Annotated in this window: 14 protein-coding genes and 5 tRNA genes; 4 read left to right on the top strand and 15 right to left on the bottom strand. The window is 34.7% G+C overall.

Translation table 11 applies throughout. The annotated features are described in order from the left end of the window. Positions 1–305 precede the first annotated feature (305 nt). The 8 genes from bsdtb5_RS01585 to bsdtb5_RS01550 form a co-directional block, all read right to left on the bottom strand. A complete protein-coding gene (locus bsdtb5_RS01585; RefSeq protein ID WP_271714302.1) occupies positions 306–944 on the bottom strand; it encodes a hypothetical protein in 639 nt (212 codons plus the stop codon). A 176-nt stretch (positions 945–1120) separates the two neighbouring features. Further along, the gene (locus tag bsdtb5_RS01580; RefSeq protein WP_271714301.1) at positions 1121–1891 is read right to left on the bottom strand and encodes a GNAT family N-acetyltransferase; all 771 of its coding nucleotides are present in this window, start codon (positions 1889–1891) and stop codon (positions 1121–1123) included. A 61-nt stretch (positions 1892–1952) separates the two neighbouring features. Beyond that, positions 1953–2540, bottom strand: coding sequence for a flavodoxin family protein (locus tag bsdtb5_RS01575; protein WP_271714300.1), 588 nt, complete (start codon positions 2538–2540; stop codon positions 1953–1955). Between the two features lie 236 nt (positions 2541–2776). Beyond that, positions 2777–3256: a GNAT family N-acetyltransferase gene (locus bsdtb5_RS01570; protein WP_271714299.1), complete on the bottom strand. Its 480-nt coding sequence runs from the start codon at positions 3254–3256 to the stop codon at positions 2777–2779. 222 nt (positions 3257–3478) lie between these two features. Next, the gene (locus bsdtb5_RS01565; RefSeq protein ID WP_271714298.1) at positions 3479–4420 is read right to left on the bottom strand and encodes an aminoglycoside phosphotransferase family protein; all 942 of its coding nucleotides are present in this window, start codon (positions 4418–4420) and stop codon (positions 3479–3481) included. Between the two features lie 876 nt (positions 4421–5296). Beyond that, on the bottom strand, positions 5297–5752 hold the full coding sequence (gene def, locus bsdtb5_RS01560) for a peptide deformylase (RefSeq protein WP_271714297.1): 456 nt from the start codon (positions 5750–5752) through the stop codon (positions 5297–5299). After that, complete coding sequence (locus bsdtb5_RS01555) at positions 5742–5987, bottom strand: helix-turn-helix transcriptional regulator (protein ID WP_271714296.1); 246 nt, start codon at positions 5985–5987, stop codon at positions 5742–5744. The genes def and bsdtb5_RS01555 overlap by 11 nt, the downstream gene beginning before the upstream one ends. A 524-nt stretch (positions 5988–6511) precedes the next feature. After that, entirely contained in the window at positions 6512–7381 is an 870-nt protein-coding gene (locus tag bsdtb5_RS01550) for an AraC family transcriptional regulator (protein WP_330611885.1), read from the bottom strand. 633 nt (positions 7382–8014) lie between these two features. Here bsdtb5_RS01550 and bsdtb5_RS01545 point away from each other — a divergent pair. Beyond that, complete coding sequence (locus bsdtb5_RS01545; RefSeq protein WP_271714294.1) at positions 8015–8911, top strand: site-specific integrase; 897 nt, start codon at positions 8015–8017, stop codon at positions 8909–8911. A gap of 41 nt (positions 8912–8952) precedes the next feature. After that, on the top strand, positions 8953–10245 hold the full coding sequence (locus bsdtb5_RS01540; protein WP_271714293.1) for a tyrosine-type recombinase/integrase: 1293 nt from the start codon (positions 8953–8955) through the stop codon (positions 10243–10245). A gap of 292 nt (positions 10246–10537) precedes the next feature. Here bsdtb5_RS01540 and bsdtb5_RS01535 read toward each other — a convergent pair whose 3' ends face one another. Then, positions 10538–11383: a MerR family transcriptional regulator gene (locus bsdtb5_RS01535; RefSeq protein WP_271714292.1), complete on the bottom strand. Its 846-nt coding sequence runs from the start codon at positions 11381–11383 to the stop codon at positions 10538–10540. A 684-nt stretch (positions 11384–12067) separates the two neighbouring features. On the opposite strand from bsdtb5_RS01535, the gene bsdtb5_RS01530 reads away from it, so the two are divergent. Both bsdtb5_RS01530 and bsdtb5_RS01525 read left to right on the top strand, forming a co-directional pair. Continuing rightward, positions 12068–13300 (top strand): plasmid recombination protein, encoded by a 1233-nt coding sequence (locus bsdtb5_RS01530; RefSeq protein ID WP_271714291.1) that lies wholly within the window; start codon positions 12068–12070, stop codon positions 13298–13300. A 108-nt stretch (positions 13301–13408) separates the two neighbouring features. Continuing rightward, positions 13409–14653, top strand: coding sequence for a tyrosine-type recombinase/integrase (locus bsdtb5_RS01525; protein WP_271714290.1), 1245 nt, complete (start codon positions 13409–13411; stop codon positions 14651–14653). 61 nt (positions 14654–14714) lie between these two features. Here bsdtb5_RS01525 and bsdtb5_RS01520 read toward each other — a convergent pair. The 6 genes from bsdtb5_RS01520 to bsdtb5_RS01495 form a co-directional block, all read right to left on the bottom strand. After that, positions 14715–14786, bottom strand: a tRNA-Gly gene (locus bsdtb5_RS01520). 4 nt (positions 14787–14790) lie between these two features. Further along, positions 14791–14861: transfer RNA gene (locus bsdtb5_RS01515), tRNA-Gly, on the bottom strand. A gap of 166 nt (positions 14862–15027) precedes the next feature. Further along, positions 15028–15100 (bottom strand) — tRNA-Phe (locus bsdtb5_RS01510). A gap of 30 nt (positions 15101–15130) precedes the next feature. After that, positions 15131–15216, bottom strand: a tRNA-Leu gene (locus tag bsdtb5_RS01505). A gap of 3 nt (positions 15217–15219) precedes the next feature. Continuing rightward, positions 15220–15301: transfer RNA gene (locus tag bsdtb5_RS01500), tRNA-Tyr, on the bottom strand. Between the two features lie 303 nt (positions 15302–15604). Further along, a complete protein-coding gene (locus tag bsdtb5_RS01495; RefSeq protein WP_271714289.1) occupies positions 15605–17719 on the bottom strand; it encodes a glycoside hydrolase family 13 protein in 2115 nt (704 codons plus the stop codon). Between the last annotated feature and the right edge of the window lie 63 nt (positions 17720–17782).

Below are 17782 nucleotides of genomic sequence, written 5' to 3'. Positions count from 1 at the left end.
CAAAGGGCGTAGTAAAAATGGCTCGTAACAGAGAAAAAAGCATCAATCATTGGTGGGTAAAAGGATGTTGCACCTATGTTTTTAAACAACAAAAAATCGCTGATCCCTTGATTCATAAGGATTAGCGATAGTTTTCATTTAAGCGCGAGACGGGATTCGAACCATAATCATATCCTACAAATACTGAAAAGAAAGAGGTTCCATCCACTTATGATTTATGTGCACATATTTTTTAATAAGAGCTAAAAGACTCTTATTCAAATCAACAAATTGAATTTCGCAAGCTTCGTATTATGTATTATGCATTATGCATGAATAGGTAGATGAAAATCCAATCTATCAAACTTCTTCAATATATCCAAATTGGATGTTATATTATGAGTACCCCAATAGTAATTTCCGATTGCTTGCTCAGCGACACACCATCGTTTGCCATCTGGGTGCGGGTTGTTTTGTTCAAATGCGTTTAATTCTTCCTCAGATGCTAATTGAATCTCATTTGTATTTTGCAGTGTATTAATAATCGAATCTAGATTTATATCCACGACATGTTTAAGTTCTGGATAATGTTTGCTATTTGGCGAACCAACAAAGTACACAGGCAACGGCAACCAAGCGGGCCATGTTGCAGGGTCAAACGATTTCATTTCCAAAGATACAGGGTCATAATCCGGGAAGCCATTAAGTAAAACTTGCTCACTCAACTTATACTTGTCTTTTAAAACCACTGCCTTGTGGTAGATATCACTGCTTTCGTCTGCATATTTGAGTATAAAGTCTGAAAGACGCTTGGTTACTCCAATATCAGCTTCTGCGGGTTTCTTTGGGTCGAAATGAAACCATGGCATATGTGCGAAATCATTGTTGCTGGGGATTCCTTGCATTCCTACCCAGCCATTTTCCAACAAGTATATACCGGAAGCAAGGTATTTGATTATACCCATTATAATCGTATCTTTTGTACAACTAACATAATCGCCTGTCGTGTCCAAATAATCTAATGCTATGCATACCGTATAGGGAGAAGAATTAGGGTTCCAATTATTACACTCAATGTTGTATCCAAAACCACCATCCTCATTTTGATAGCTGGACAGAACAGAAAGGAAGTCCTCACAACTTACCTAAGGAAATGAATATCATACTCCTTATCAAAATGATAGCCTAATTTTTCTGCTAAAGCTACTGAAGCCAAATTTGCTGCTTCCCATTCAGGGTAAATGCCTCTCTGTAAACATTCTAAGATTAGAGAAGCAGCACATGCAGCTGCAATACCTTTTCTTCTATACTCCTCTAATGTTCCTATAGTTACACCGATAGTACTTTTATATGTATTATACGAGGATGCTATGCAGATAAGTTGTCCATCTTTATAAGCAACATATCCCAGCCCCTTTTCCTTGAAATCCTTATATGACCTATAAAAGCAACAACCATCAGCAGCCCAGTCAATATTAAGAACCTCCTTATATATATCTTCATCCATTAATTTAATATCATACTCAGGGATAACATACTCGACCAATTGTTTTAAATGGTTCTTGTCAAAAACATCAGGCTCATGTTTTAATGAATATCTCTTGGAAGAATGTAATTTGTCCGATAAATATTCATTCAAATATGTAACCCATTGTTCTCCACATGAATTTATAATTTTATAGCGAGCATTTGTTTCTAGTATCTGTTTTATTTCGTCTGGATGTTTGATCTCTCCTAAAAGGTAGCAGAAATCTGCTGCAATAATTATTGCTTCTTCTGGTTGCCCGATGTTATCTACCCATGCAGCACAGCTAGGATTACCTTCAAGAAACCATAACAGCATCATATCGTCTTGTTTGCAGGAACAGAGCTTGCTTAGCTTAATGTAGTCATCTTCGTTTATTTTAATCATATAACTCCTCCGTTCAAGTGAATACTTATGTGAATTGGCGCAATCACTTTGCCTATTATGCTTATTTTGTGCAACAACTGATTACCTTCTCAGCAAAATCAACAGCTGTTTTCTTTAAATCTTCCGTTTCAAATTTCTCTAATTCATCACTATCTTTTCTCTGTACAGCAGCCTTCCCAATATACTTAATTTTAAAGTGCTCGCAAAATCGTTTAATTCCATCTTCAAAAGGACTTATACCATATTCGAGGTCATAACCACATGTAGCAATTATCCCGCACATTTTTCCTTCCAGCAGACTTGGCCCACGTTGCTTTCCATAATATTTGTGAAGTCCATAAATACGGTCAAGCATTGCCTTCATTGGAGCAGTACAATACCAGATAAATATCGGACTAGCTAAAATAATGCAATCCGCCTTTAAGATTTCGTCTGATATATCGTACATGTCATCTTGTATTGAACAACCATATTCACCTAATTTATCTTGGCATTGACAACATTCTAAACATGGTGCAATCTTTTTATCATAAAGGAAAATTGTCTTAACTTCTGCTCCTTTCATCTCTAACTCAGTTAAAAATGGTTTCAGTAGGGTTGCCGTATAACCGTTTTTTCTTGGACTTCCCATAAGAACTAATATTTTCATTGTTTTCCTCCTATCAATTATATAAATAATCTATGATATAGTCATTAATATTTCCCATAATTTTATCACTCTCTTTATTTTAATAGGTTTTGTATATATTTCCACCTCAAACATTTTTCTAATAAAGAATGAGCCAATACAAAGATTTAATTTCTGTATTGGCTCAAACATCTTTACAATCTAAACAAATGGAAAATTTATTAATATTTTCGTATTATGCTTTATGTATCAGTATTCTATCTGGATAATTCCATGTAAATTGAGTTACTTTCATCTTCTTCTAAATAACTAGGCATTTCATTTTTCTTAAAACCCAACTTCTCATACAAAGCTATTGCCTTTGTATTTAAGGGATTCGGGTCTACCCAAACAGTTTCGGCTCCATTATTAAAAGCTTGCTCTATTGCATAGGAGAGAGCTTGATATGCAATTCCTTTACCACGTGCAAATTTGTATAGTTTTATATCTAGTGATGCAGTGTTATGCAACTTGTCAATACTATAGAACGTCTCTCCGCAATATTGGTTATTATCAAAAATACAAAAGTGATTAGTCAACGGTCTTGATGAGCCTATCCTCTTGTACCACTTTTCCATACTCTCTCGTGTTTGATGTAACCCATTGGGAAATCCTACAAACTTCATAACCTCCCCGTCTGCCCATAATTTGTTTACCAAGTCAATATCTTGTTGTCTTGTTTCAATGATTTCTAACATTTTTCCTCCGTTCCAAATATAAATAATCTTCGTCACAAAATCATAATATCATATTGATAAAAATAGGCAAGTAAATTTTCCCAATAATCTATGTACTCATTTTATTAATGTGTATCTCCTACACTTCCTAAAATTAATTCAATTCATCAATAATATTTCAATATACTTTATTTACATTTTAGAACCACCCATATCTTAATAAACAAATTAGTAGTGCTAGTACTATAGAACATATAGTTTTTGAAATGCATCTACCATTCCATTATACTGAATAGCTACTTGTTCAAAGGAACTATTTTTTAAGTACTGGGCCCAAAATGAAAATGTACATAATACTGTAGAAGCATATTTTTCTTTCAGTAACTTTTCTTTATTAATAATCTTGTTTTTGTATAGTGACACTCTTTCGCAGTAGTAATCGAGTAATTGTTCTTCTTTCATATCAATCCCCATGCCAAGACCTCTACTAATAAAAAAAGAAATATCATTTATAGACTTACCAATATTGATGCCTTGCCAATCACATACAAACAATTGGTCTCCATCATAAAGTATATTTTCTGGATGAAAATCGCCATGACAGAGGCAATGTGGTTCGGAATTTAAAACTGGACAAACGATTTCTATATTTTTATATATTTCATCTAACACCTTATCTTCAAATTTATCCTTATGCTGGCTTAGAACAAATTTCCAATCATTATATGAATTTTCTGTTGATTGTTTGTTAATTTCTATTTTCTGATGTTGAAGATCCAATGAGTTAATCTTATCAATGGGAATACTATTAATTTTAGCGCATATATCTATCGCTTGTTTTTGTAAATTTATATTCCAAGATTCTTTGTTTATAGGTGAATAGTAATTCATGACTAAAATTATACCATGCTCATTACTGTTTTCATGAAATATAGTATTGGGAATGTAGGGGAGCCTTAATAATTCATTTAACTCATAAAAGTGAAGTTCCCTTTCATAAGAATTATATATATTTATATCCGTATGTAGATACTTTGGAATATGTTTTAAAACATATTTCTTTTCTCCATCAGTAATAATATATACTTTTGCGCCACCAGCTCCAATCGTTATAGCTTTATATGTAACATTGTTTGTAAATATCTGATTATTCTCAAGATATGAAAAAATACTGTTAGCATTCATCCTAATAGCCTCCATTTATTATAATTGAAATAATTCCTTTATCCATTCAATTGATATTTCTATATAATTATACTTTCGTTCTCTGGCTGGTTTTAACCATATCAAATCATTACACCAAGGTTCTCCATGGCTTCCTTTCGGTAAAATGTGTAGCTCAAACGGAACATTATGTTGTTTTAATTTAGTTCCTTTCGTAATAAAAGCGAATTGTACTTGCCTTTACACCTGTAATTAGAGATATTTCACCTATTTTAAATTGCTCCACAATGTAATTTGCTCCTTATAAGAGATATTTTTTAACATTCAATATTAAATATATCAATTATTTACAATTTATCTTTATGAGACTAATACTACACTGTTCACAATAATCAGTCAAGAAAAGCATATTCTCTACACTTTTTAAATTGAGGTACACCTTTATCTATAGACATGATAACGGTTACTCGTGCTTTCTTCGAGTAAACGGTTATTATGTCTATTTTTTCAGATATCTCAATTTAACAAATGACATATTGTATTTAAATTCATCAGGAAGGGAGAAAACAAAACAAACAAAATTTAGAAAAATAACAAACAAATGAAAAACAGACTAAAACAAAATTTATGTTTGAGTAAATCGAATGACAATAGCTTAAAGATAAAAATTTTTAATTCCTTTAGGCTTACATATTTCATATCCTGTCACAATTTAATACAGAACTAAAAATGTACGTGATCTTATTAGCGAAGATAAAGAATAGAAATATGGATGATCATTGACCATCCATTATACAGAAACAATGCTGGAATAAACATGTATTTTAACTTTGGAACTTTTACGCAAAAAATGTCGCAATTTACAACTTTCTATGCTACCGCATTACAAAGTCCTAGTTAAAGTTCAATTTCTTCAATAGCTTTATCCAAAAAAATTTCACCGTCTAAATGTTCGATTTCATGACAAAAGCATTTAGCCATTTCATTTTCTCCAGTAATCAAAAATTCTTCTCCATTTTCATTTAGAGCCTGAACAGTTACCTTTTGAGGACGAATTGTTTTTACAAAACGGTTAGGGAAACTCAAACATCCTTCAATGCACTCTTGAATTCCACTATATCCTACAATTTTAGGATTTATCAGTTTCAAAAAATATTCGCAATAGTCTATAACAACCAATCTTTTTAATATACCTACTTGGTTAGCTGCTAAAGCTGCTCCGTTCTCTGTTTGGTGTAATGTGTCCATCATATCATCAAGTATTTGCCGAATTTTATCATCAACTATTTGTACTTCTTTACATCTTTTTCGAAGTATTTTATCATCATTATATCTTAATTGTCTAGTAGCCATTGCTAACCCTCCTGCTGCTTTCAGCTCTTGACTTTCGTGGACTTTCATCGAATATAAAAACTTCTTCGATAGAACATTCAAATACATTTGATATATCATAAGCAAGCCAAATGGAAGGTTCAAATTTCTCCGTTTCTATTGCATTAATAGCTTGCCTTGAAGTTCCCACTAATTCTCCCAACTGTTCCTGTGTTAATCCTTTTTGTTCTCTTAATACTCTAATTCTATTTTTCATTAATTAATTCCCTTTCTGTAATGTTTACCTTACTTTAAGTATAAATGTTTTTTGTGTAATGTCGACCTTACATGTAATCAAAGGACGTGGTAAATATGGCTCGTAACAGAGAAAAGAAACATCAATCATTGGTTCATTACCTTTAGAGGAAATAAGTGTATATATGGGTCAGAAGATACCGATACAACGAAAGGCTATATCTATAATTACAATGAAATCGAAAAATCGTGCCTTTATAGACAAAGCACTATAGTGGTTCAAGTACGTAAAAGGTTGTTGCACACACGATTTTGAAACAACAAAAAATCGCTAACCCTTGATCTATAAGGATTAGCGATACTTTTCACTTAAGCGCGAGACGGGATTCGAATTCTATCCCCTCGTAAAAATACAGATAGAAAGGGACTTTTCAGCACATCCAATTTGTACGTACTCATTTAGGTACTCAATTCAAATTATGACGTATTTGTGAAATGATGTGTAAGAAGTTTACTGAAGGTAATGCTTATAATGTGGGCTATTATCTATTTTGGTAAAACCCTAATCCACGTTTCACAATAACACTTTCCGTCATCTGTTCTAAAATACAGCTCTAATTCATAACCATCTGCTTTTTCATAGTTTGCAGTTGTAAGCCATTCTGTGTACACACGCTTTGTTAAACTTTGGATAACTTCAGATGTTTCTTCTTCGGTATGATTGCGAGTTTTAAAAATTGCCCACGTTGCACTGGGAACTTCAACTTCCACAAAACCAGCCGTTTCGCTATCTTTTGTCTCGTAGGCAAAGAGCATATACGGAAAAGTATTTCCACCTGTTTCACGGTATTGACAAATTGCATGGACATCACTTGTTCCATTGGTAGATTTTAAGAGCTTTTCAAATTGTCCATTTTTCATTGTTTCTTGCCAAAATTTCGGTATTTCAATTAAATTTTTTCCATCATCACACGTAAATATTCCTTCAATACCATATACTTTAAATGCCTCTTTGCTTTCAATTCTGTAATCCATAACTACATCTCCTTTAACTGATAGTAGAAAAGTTAAACGGGGATATGATTTAAGCTGTATGCCTTCCTTGCGTGCTGTCATCGGCGATATTCCGTGAATTTCTTTGAAAGCACGAGTAAATGATTCTGGGGATTCGTAGCCGTATTTCATGGCAATATCAATAACTTTAACTTTACTGTTCTGCATTTCAAATGCTGCTAAAGTCATCCGCCGTCTTCGTATATACTCATTTACAGTAATGTCTGTCACAATTGAAAACGTACGCTGGAAGTTAACAGCTGATTGGCACATAATCTTGGATATTCTATCAAAGTCAATCTGGCCGCCTAGATTAACCTCGATGTAGTCAATAGCTTTATTCATACGCTCATACCAGTTCACCCGCATTCCTCCTCTCTGAAAACAGTTTAACAAATACAGTTAAAAGAATCCTTGCAAAGTATGTTTCAATAATGCAAGGTTATTACATTGAATAATCTACAGTTCGACTTTGATAACAATCATTTTTATATATAACGTTCACTCATGATATTTATTATATCATTCATTTTTGGCAATGACAACTAATTCCAATAAAGGTTACACATCACATTTATGTATGGGTAAACGGTTATTGGGATTTTTTATACCATTTTTCATATATCGAATAAGTGATTCAATCATATTCTTAGCATCAAAGACGAAAGGAGAAACAAACAAATTGAGTTTTGTTAATTTAAATTAACAAAACAAAATGAGTTGAAGGATGTTGGAAACATCCTTGTACTTAATTATCATCTCAAAAGGAGATTTCATCATGCGACTTCGCCAAAGAAGCATGGTAGGGAATGAAGGAACCCTTTATTAAATTTCTTTCTGAAACACAAAGTGTTTCGTGGCAAAACAATCGTCCATAAGATTGTATAAATAAGAGTGGGTTGTGCTTAGCTTTAACAGATACCCATTGATTATATTTTGAACACGAAATAAGTGAGAAAGGAATCATTATGTCACACAAGAACAAAAAATCAATCTTTGGACAGTAAGCTTGCGATTGGTCGTTCCAAACATCAGGATAAGCTTTCTGAAAATGAGAGAAAAGAAATTACATCGAATTATATTTATAGCTGGGAAACCTACCGCAGTTATCTAAAACATGGCTGTTATTTCATTCTCTGGTGCAAAGAAAATTATCGTTGTAAAACCTTAGAACAGTGTCGAAGCCATGTTGATGAGTGCTTGGAAGGCAGGAAAGCTCTCTCTGCAAGTACACAGAAGTTAGAAGCAAGCTCCCTCGCCAAGATCTTCGGATGTTCTACCGCTGAATTTATAAAAACGGATGAGCGGTTAAGAGCGAATATCAAAAGAAGTCGCGGAACCAAGAAACGGGATGCACATTTCTCTGAAAAAAAGAATAAGGAACTGGTAGAATTCTGCCGTGCCACGGGATTAAGACGTGCAGAACTTTCCGCTTTGATGGGAAACTGTCTGAAAGAAGAGGATGGGAAATATTATATTATCGTCCGCTCTGGTTCTAAGGGTGGGAAATATCGTGAAGTTCCTGTAATAGGGGATATTGGCTTGGTAGTCCAGATAATGAATAAGGCAGGGGATAAAAAGGTCTGGAATAAGTTACATAATGCAGCGGATATTCATGCCTACCGTGGTGATTATGCAACTGCTATCTATCTTGCGAATGCAAGACCGCTTGACCAGATACCGAAATGTGACCGCTATTATTGCCGAAAGGATAAGAAGGGCGTCTGGTATGACAAAGAAGCGATGAAAATCACTTCAAAAGCACTTGGACATAACAGAATCAGCGTCATTGCTGAACATTACCTGAATAATTCCTTGTTTTCAAAATTATCTTGCATATTTAAACTGAGGCATAGAAACATAAATAACAAACAGAAATTTAAAAAATCATAAACAAACAAAAATGCCATCTTATTCTAAAGTGAGGCATTTTTATGAAACAAATCAATCTGGAAGAGAAAAAACTTTTGCAAGAATACTTTACCTGCGGTACAATGAAGTCGGATGAGCTGGAAAGTATAGTGAAAGAAATGAAGAAAGAAAAAGTATTACAGAAGCATCCATACCAGATAACACCGCCAATTAAGGAAGGTGGACGATGGATGACTTATATCCAAGATGCAGAGGTGAATAAGAGGGTTAAAATAACTTCCTACACCGAAGATGGGATATATCAGAAACTATACAATATTTATTATCCAGTAAAGAAAGAAACCTTGGAAATTCTGTATCCACTGTGGGTAGAGAAGCGTAAGGGAATGAATCTGAGTAGCAGGGCAATTCAGAGAAATCGTAACCATTGGGAGAAATATTACAATAACACAAAAATCGTCAGAAAACCTATCGACAGAATCACAGTCGAAGATATCGAAGATTTCTTTCATGGTTGCATCAGCGAATATGATTTGACCAAGAAAGAACTGGATAATATGAAGCTGATTTTCAAGGATTTAATGAAGTATGCGAAGAAGAAAGGTTTGATTTTATCCAATCCATATGATGATATCGAAATCAAGGTGAATGGATGTAAACCGCCGAATAATCCAAAGGATGAAAGCAGGGTCTATCTCCCGAAAGAAAAGGAGAGGCTCTTTTGTCAGCTAAACAAGCGGTTAATGCAGATGCCTTTTGAGACCGATGCCTATATTGTATTTCTTCTCTTCAAGCTTGGGCTTAGAATTGGAGAAGCTGTGGCACTGAAATGGGCGGATATTGACTGGGAAGCCAGAGAAATACATATCCACCGGATGGAAAGTCGTGTTGAGGATGAAAAAGGTAAACTCATAGTAGCCATCTGTGAGTATACGAAGAAAAAAAGTCCTGCTGGTGACCGATATCTGCCTTTAAGCGATTATGAAATTAATCTGTTTGGGACGGTTAAGCGTATCAATGAGGAAGCAGGTTATTCGGATGGGGATTTTATCTTCTGTGATAAAGAAGGCAGAACAAAGATTCGCGAAGTCGATAACTGTATCCGTGCTCAGTGTAGACGTGCAGGAATCGAAGTAAAATCGGCCCATGATATTCGCAGAACGGTAGCATCTGAAATGAGAAGAAATAAAGTGGAATTAGAAGATATTCAATGGTATCTTGGTCACAATGATGACGCTACTACTCGTACCTACATACTGAATAACCAAGGAAAGCAGAAGACATCGAGACAGATTATAGAGGCTCTTTCGAACATGAATGGAAGTGACGTACTCATGGGTACTCAAAACCTCTGAAACGAAAAATCGCCAGAAGCCTGATAAATAAAGGACTTCTGACGAATTAAGTTAAGCGCGAGACGGGATTCGAACCATAATCCTACTCTACAAATATTGAAAAGAAAGGGGTTCCATCCACTTCTGATTAATGTGCACATAATAGTGCACATATTTTTGTATTAAAGATATTTAATACATCTAATCAAATTTAATCATATAAAAATTTTAGATTTTTGTTAATGAACTAATCTTCACTAATTCATAATTGTAAAATACAGTCAACTAGTTATACTTCACATATTAGCAAATTCTATTTAATTGGAATCTGAAGTTCGGTTATATATTCATTAGGATTATCAGTAACCCAATCGCCTTTATGATATATTTCTCTGATTGGTCCATCTGCTACATAATTATTTTGTCGTATCCACTCAAAAAGAGTGTCGAAAGTTTTACCAATCGTTGAAAAAGGACCATGATGAACAATACACGCCATTTTTTCAATCTTTGGGAGTTCGTATACCTGCACTTCTCCATTACCCTCAACGTATTTTGTAACAGGCTCCACTACTTCAACATCAAGAGTCTGCTCATCATAAATTATGTTCAATTGCTTCAAATCCCACCAACCGGAATGATAAAGCATAAGGCAAGGAATTGTACGCTTGATACCTTTTTCGTTAATATAGTTGTTAACTGTCGGCCACATTTGTTCTAAATTTTCATCAAAACTATTTTTGGCAAAGACTTTACGAGTTGAAGCAACAAGAATTGGTTCTACTGTTTTAATAATAATCTCATTCATTTGGGGAATGCCTCCATTCTTTATTAAAAAAATATTTGTATGAAGACGTTCAAGTCTGTTGTATTCCTCTTCTAGAGTGCTTGCAAGAAGCTGAGCTTTATTTTCGAGCATTTCGAGCAGTAACCGGACAGGAGTCTCATCTTTTAATAAGTTTGATATTTCAATTAATGAAAAGCCCGCATCCTTTAAAGCCAGTATTTTATTAACAGTTACTATCTGCGAAGCATCATAATATCGATAACCAGTAAATTTATCAATAGACATAGGTATAAGTATTTTTTGCTTTTCATAATGGTATAACGTATCTGCTGATAAACCGCATAATTTCGAAAATTCACCGATTCTAAACATAATATCAACTCCCAACAGACTTTACAGGTGTGCACCCCATGTCGTCTGTTAATAGACTACACCTTGGTGTTACCCAAAAGTCAATATTTTTTGTATATAAAATAATTAATCTTCCGTTTATATTTATTAGAAATTGAAATATAAATCAAATTCATAAATGTCCATTTAGTTATCAAATACCATAATATCATATCAAATAAAATAAATAAACTAAATTTGTCAGTAATCTGTATACATCAAACATTAATGTGTATCTTTTACACTTCCTCAAAAAGTGTATACTTTTAATTTAGCATAAATATTTGTAATTAATTTTTTGCTTATAAAATAAAATGCAATTAGATTGAATGCAATAAAACAAGCATCAGGCCATAAATGATTTAGAGAAGCGTTATCTCTTCACAAGCTCCACTTTGGAACAGGTGGAATCGAAACAACGAAGTTCCATGCTACGCATGGATCCTTCGTTGTTTTGATGTGTGGATGATGCAAAAGCGTCGCAGACCCCTCGGAGAGCGAGCAGGGCAGTTGCAGTTTACTGCCCTAGTGAGTTAATACAGATAATCTGAATTATAGGAGATGAAAATTATTTTCTGAAAAATCAAAAAAAATGCTCCTATTTAAATTTGTCTATCATTTTTATTAATGTACCAGATTAACAAATTTTTAAAGGAGGAAATGTTTATGGCAAATGTTTGCATTGTAAGACATCAAGGCTACATAAAATCAAAGATGCGATTTCCGTATCAACATAATTTCAGAACATTGAAAAACTATGGAAACAAAAACATTGATGTATCACTTACCCATCTTAACACCTGTATAGTAAATAATCTGAAAGATGGGGAAACCTATCTCACTGCGTTCAATCGTATGTATGAAAGCGGAAAATTTAAAGGGCAGTTAAAAGTGCAAGGGGCAGAAGAAAAGCAAACAAAGTTCGTGGATGAATTTCTGGTGTATCCACCAAATGAGAAAATAACAGAAATGAGTCTTGAGGAACAAGAAGCATTCTTCAAAAAGGAATTGCAGGCAATTCAAAATTACTTTACCGATATCATTGTTTTATCTGCAAATGTACATCGTGATGAGGCTTTTCATCCTAAAGATGAAGAAATGAAAGCACTCTTTCCCGAAGGGAAAGTAACACCTCATATGCATGTGATTGCAATACCAATAGTCCATGATAAAAAGAAGGATTGTAAGAGAATCTCTATAACAGAACTATGGAAAGGACAATTCAGTTATCGCAAATTCCAGAATTATATGTATAATGCGGTCGGCAAAGAATATGGGTTTGACCGTGGTGAAATGCATGATTTCGGTGAAGCCGAGAAGCATTTGGATGTAGAAGCCTTTAAGTTAAAGGAAGCTGAGAAATCTTTGAATAAGCTTGAAGCCGAAATTAAATTAAAAGAGCAGAGTCTGGTGGAAAGGGCAAAGGATTTGGAACCGGAAGAACATATTAACCTTTTTAATGTTAAAGATGTTATAAAGCAGCAAAAAGCCATCAACTATGCATTGAAAATGGAAAAGGATAAGAATGCTCTTCTTCTGAAAGAAAAAGAAAGCCTAAATCAAACGATAAAAGATAAGGACGAATTAATTCTTGCCCAAAACCATGAAATCCAAAATCAACAGGAAAAACTTTCTGAAATAGAGAAAAAGCTATCCTTGGAGAAGGATAAGACCAATGACATTCTGAATATTAAGGTATCAGATGAGTGCCTGCGTCAGGTTTATCTTGATGAAGCGAAGAAGAAAATCAAATTATATGACCTTGTTGTAAGAAGCATTAAAGATTTCTTACCGGAATTGATAAAGGCATCCCCTAAATTCATTCGTGAATTATTGGATTACAGGATTCTCCACAAGGAAGATTTACCACAAGAACACGATAATAATCGCCATAAATGAAGATAAGTAACTATTAACAATTGTATAAGGCAGAATGAAATACGGACTCTCTGAATCAAAGAATAAATTATAACAAACAGAAGCCTTTTTTGAAAGAAGGGTTTCGTTATGTTAAATTTTGATAAAGTGTTGAAAGAAGCAATCAGTCGTGATATCCTAACGGTATCAGAAGTGGATGATATGTTAAAGATGACAAGAAAAAAATTAGTAGAACAAAAGCATCCATATGTAATAAACAGCCGTTCTAACGGCAGAGTAATAACCACAGTAAGGGAGGATGGCAAGCTTAAGCAGATATCCGCAGTAACAATGGATGATATGATGGATAAGCTTTATCTATTTTATTTTGAGAACAAGAAGAATCTTACCTTAAATGACTTGTTCCCAGAATGGAAGGATGAACGCCTGAAGGATAAAAATGTCAATATTAAAACCGTCAGACGTGATAACGAACACTGGAATAAATACTACATAGACCATTCCATCATTCATGTTCCTTTTTGCAAATTGACAACTAAGATGCTTAACGATTTTTTTAACGCTACCATTACCAAATTTAATCTCTCTAACAGAGAATACAACAACATGAAAAGCATAATGATTGCGTTGTTGCGGATTGCTATCGATGAGGAGATTATTGTTGAAAATCCGATGAACGGAATCTATATCAAGTCGAAATTCCGTGCAGTTAGAAAGAAAACTGACGGTTCCAAGTTGTATCTGAATGATGAATTTGATGCTTTAGATTCGCACCTTGAAGAGGAAAGTACGATTGAAGCATTGTGCATCCAGTTGATGTTCCAACTAGGTGTTCGCATTGGAGAGGTTGTGGCACTTAAGCTCTCCGATATCGAGTATGGGAAGATAGCTATTCAAAGGATGGAAGAAAAGGTGCTTGTCTTTGATGGAGAGAAATTTAAGAGCGCCGGAGTTCAGATAGTAGAGCATCTGAAAAAGGAAAACGATTCGGAATACCGCTTTATTCTTCTTACTGACGTAGCAAAGGAAATCATAAGAAAGGCTAGAGAGCTTAATCCTGATGGCGAGTTTATCTTTGAAAGAAATGGTGAACGATTAACTGCAAGAGCAGTAACCTATTGGCTTAGTAAGTATTGCAGAGATGCAGGAGTTACATACAAGAGTCCTCATTGCACAAGAAGGACTACTGCAAGCCGATTGAGTAACGCAGGATTGCCATTGGATATGATACGGGATATTCTTGGACAAGTAGACGAAAAAACTACCCTTACATATATATTCAACCCAAATACAGAACAAGAGAACCTGGATATAATGAATAAAGCTATGAATAAAGGCAATAAAAAGAACAAGAAAAAGAACAAGAAAAACTAGTGCACATACGGTGCACATATCAGCGCAACAAAAAATCCCTTGAAAATCAAGGGATTTCGTAAGCGCGAGACGGGATTCGAACCCGCGACCCTCGCCTTGGCAAGGCGATACTCCACCACTGAGCCACTCGCGCACAGAGCGGGTGATGGGAATCGAACCCACGTATCTAGCTTGGAAGGCTAGTGTTCTACCATTGAACTACACCCGCATATTTAATTGTAAGATCAAATAGCTATTTATATAAAACTCCATCAATAAATCTTATCTGACAAGCTATTTAACACATATATTCTAAATGATAACTTTGATAATGTCAATACAAAATATACCTTAGTAATCTATCATCTTATATCACACTTAACTTTTCCGTTAAGTGCCCAGAGCCGGAATCGAACCAGCGACACGAGGATTTTCAGTCCTCTGCTCTACCGACTGAGCTATCTGGGCAAGTAATAGATTGATTTGTCATAACTTTAATGCCGGCGACCGGAATCGAACCGGTACGGGCGATTAGGCCCGCAGGATTTTAAGTCCTGTGCGTCTGCCAGTTCCGCCACGCCGGCATATGGATGGAGAAGGATTCGAACCTTCGAAAGCGCAGCTAACAGATTTACAGTCTGCCCCCTTTGGCCACTCGGGAACCCATCCAGAATTGTCCTGACAAGATATATTTATACCATAATTTCGAATGTAAAGCAAGCCTTTTTTTAAATTTTTTTATTAATTTTAATATTTTGCTCAATTTAGACTATTTACATTTGCTATACTCTACCATATTATGAAATACCAAAATACCTATATATACTGTAATATTTCATATTCTGCTTCTGCCTTACATCTTTCTCTCCATTATTAGTCTATCCTCTAACTTATCATTCTCAATTCTAACCACATTTATCCTAATACCAACTACTTTTATTACATATTAACTACGTCTATCACATACATCTTCTAATACGCCTCTGTATTCTTCACAATTGTACCTGAATATGCTGGAACTCGAATCACTAGATGATCTTCCTCCACTTGATAATGTACCGCCTCAAGATTATAACCCTCTTCTGTCGTCTGAATAAGACGAACTAGTCGATCCTGATCTGTAATTCCAATCTCCCATACAGGTATCACAAAGGTTCTCTCATATTCAATGTTATTGATAATCACAACAAACTTATCTTCTTCATTGAATCTACCATATGACAAGTATTGATAATCTCCACCTAGAAATAATATGGACCCCCTCTTCAAAGCATTATAGTCTTTATGAATCCGAATTAACTCTTTGTGTAATTCAATTAACTCTACATCTTCCCTTCCCCATGGATAGGTTCTTCGATTATCTGGGTCAGTCCAACCACATACCCCTGCTTCATCACCATAATATATAGTAGGTGCGCCTGGCCATGTCATCTGCATTACAACAGCCTCACGAAAAATTGCTTTGTTAATTCCTTCTTCTGCTTCCCTTGGACCTGCTGTATTCGTTCTTCCAACCTTTCGATTGGTTCTAGTTAGGAATCTAGAATGATCATGATTAGAAAGCTCATTCATTGATACTTCAAGCGATGGTGTCGTGAACTTTACCATTGAGCTTTTCATGGAGCGAAAGAAATTCTCACTACTACCGAATAGATCACCATGATATTCATCACTATGTTTCTCCACCCCTGTTAAAAACCATGTGATTGGCTCCATAAATGCATCATAATTCATAACCGTATCCCATTCATCGCCCCTTAGCCATGAACTTGGATCTCCATAATGCTCTGCTATGATGATTGCATTGGGGTTAGCCTCTTTCACATTTTTACGAAACAACTTCCAGAATCTATGATTAAACTCATTCGAATAGCCAAGATCCGCTGCAACATCAAGTCTCCATCCATCAGCATTAAAGGGTGGCGACACCCATTTCCTTGCTATTTCCATAATATAATCAAATAACTTATCCGACTCTTCATAATTTAGCTTAGGAAGTGTATCATGCCCCCACCAGCCATCATATTGTTTATTATAAGGCCAATTGCCTCCTCGAAAGCGAAAGAACGTACGATAAGGGCTATCTTCACTGATATAGGCTCCTTTATCATATCCTTCTTGATTTTCATAGATTCTCTCACGATCTAGCCATTTATTAAAGGATCCACAATGATTAAATACTCCATCAAGTATTACCTTCATTCCTCTCTTGTGAATCTCATTTACCAATTCAATAAATAATTGATTGCTCGCCTCAAGGTTCTCCTTATCCGTTACTCTTGTGATGTAACGATATGCCCTCTCATTGCTTTTATCTCCCTCATCTAATACTTCACCTTTTTCTTTTACAATTGCTCCATAGTGAGGGTCAACATAATCATAATCTTGAATGTCATATTTATGATTCGATGGCGATACGAAGATTGGATTAAAGTAGATTGCATCTACTCCAAGTTCCTGTAGATAATCTAATTTCTTCATTACCCCACTCAAGTCTCCACCATAGAACTCTCGAACTCCCATGGAATCGGGGTATTTATCCCATCTATTTACTTCTCTCGTTCCTTCCCCAATATAGATATATTCGTTATCTAATACATCATTGCTTGCATCTCCATTAAAGAAACGATCGACAAAGATCTGATAGAATACTGCTCCTTTTGCCCAATCAGGCGTATGAAAACCAGGCATAATCTGAAAATTATAATATTGCTGTATCTCCATCGAAACACCTTGTCTATTATAATAGCATAGATTACTATTCGCATTAATCTCAAAAAAATATTCCACTTTCTTATCTTCTAATTTTATCTGAATACTATAATAATCAAATATCTCATCGAAGGAAGTAAGCTCCATTCTAATCTTCTGATTCTCATTCTCTATAATTAGGTAAACAGCGTCCACATTATCTTTTTCTGTGCGGAAACGAATGGTAACAGTTTCATAAGGCATTGGTTCATTAGGTATTCTATAATTAATTGTTCCATCGCTAAACAATGCTCTTTGATTAAGAGTTGGTTCTATATTTTTGATATATACTTTGGTAACTTTTGACCATTTATCACTATTATTATTTCTACTCATCTTAGCTTCTCCTTTAAACCAAAATTAAAATCAACTAGTCAAAATCAAGCATTTTTTTGAAAG

It is taken from the genome of Anaeromicropila herbilytica (genome assembly GCF_016591975.1).
Classification (GTDB): domain Bacteria; phylum Bacillota; class Clostridia; order Lachnospirales; family Lachnospiraceae; genus Anaeromicropila; species Anaeromicropila herbilytica.
This window is presented reverse-complemented; position numbering and strand designations above follow the sequence as displayed.

Bases quoted from the DNA above. Each gene is read 5' to 3' on its own strand.
- bsdtb5_RS01535 (WP_271714292.1), bottom strand. From the start codon at position 11,383: ATGTTTAGAATCGGTGAATTTTCGAAATTATGCGGTTTATCAGCAGAT.
- bsdtb5_RS01565 (WP_271714298.1), bottom strand. From the start codon at position 4,420: ATGAATGCTAACAGTATTTTTTCATATCTTGAGAATAATCAGATATTT.
- def (WP_271714297.1), bottom strand. From the start codon at position 5,752: ATGGCTACTAGACAATTAAGATATAATGATGATAAAATACTTCGAAAA.
- bsdtb5_RS01530 (WP_271714291.1), top strand. From the start codon at position 12,068: ATGGCAAATGTTTGCATTGTAAGACATCAAGGCTACATAAAATCAAAG.
- bsdtb5_RS01495 (WP_271714289.1), bottom strand. From the start codon at position 17,719: ATGAGTAGAAATAATAATAGTGATAAATGGTCAAAAGTTACCAAAGTA.
- bsdtb5_RS01585 (WP_271714302.1), bottom strand. From the start codon at position 944: ATGGGTATAATCAAATACCTTGCTTCCGGTATATACTTGTTGGAAAAT.
- bsdtb5_RS01570 (WP_271714299.1), bottom strand. From the start codon at position 3,256: ATGTTAGAAATCATTGAAACAAGACAACAAGATATTGACTTGGTAAAC.
- bsdtb5_RS01555 (WP_271714296.1), bottom strand. From the start codon at position 5,987: ATGAAAAATAGAATTAGAGTATTAAGAGAACAAAAAGGATTAACACAG.
- bsdtb5_RS01580 (WP_271714301.1), bottom strand. From the start codon at position 1,891: ATGATTAAAATAAACGAAGATGACTACATTAAGCTAAGCAAGCTCTGT.
- bsdtb5_RS01525 (WP_271714290.1), top strand. From the start codon at position 13,409: ATGTTAAATTTTGATAAAGTGTTGAAAGAAGCAATCAGTCGTGATATC.
- bsdtb5_RS01575 (WP_271714300.1), bottom strand. From the start codon at position 2,540: ATGAAAATATTAGTTCTTATGGGAAGTCCAAGAAAAAACGGTTATACG.
- bsdtb5_RS01540 (WP_271714293.1), top strand. From the start codon at position 8,953: ATGAAACAAATCAATCTGGAAGAGAAAAAACTTTTGCAAGAATACTTT.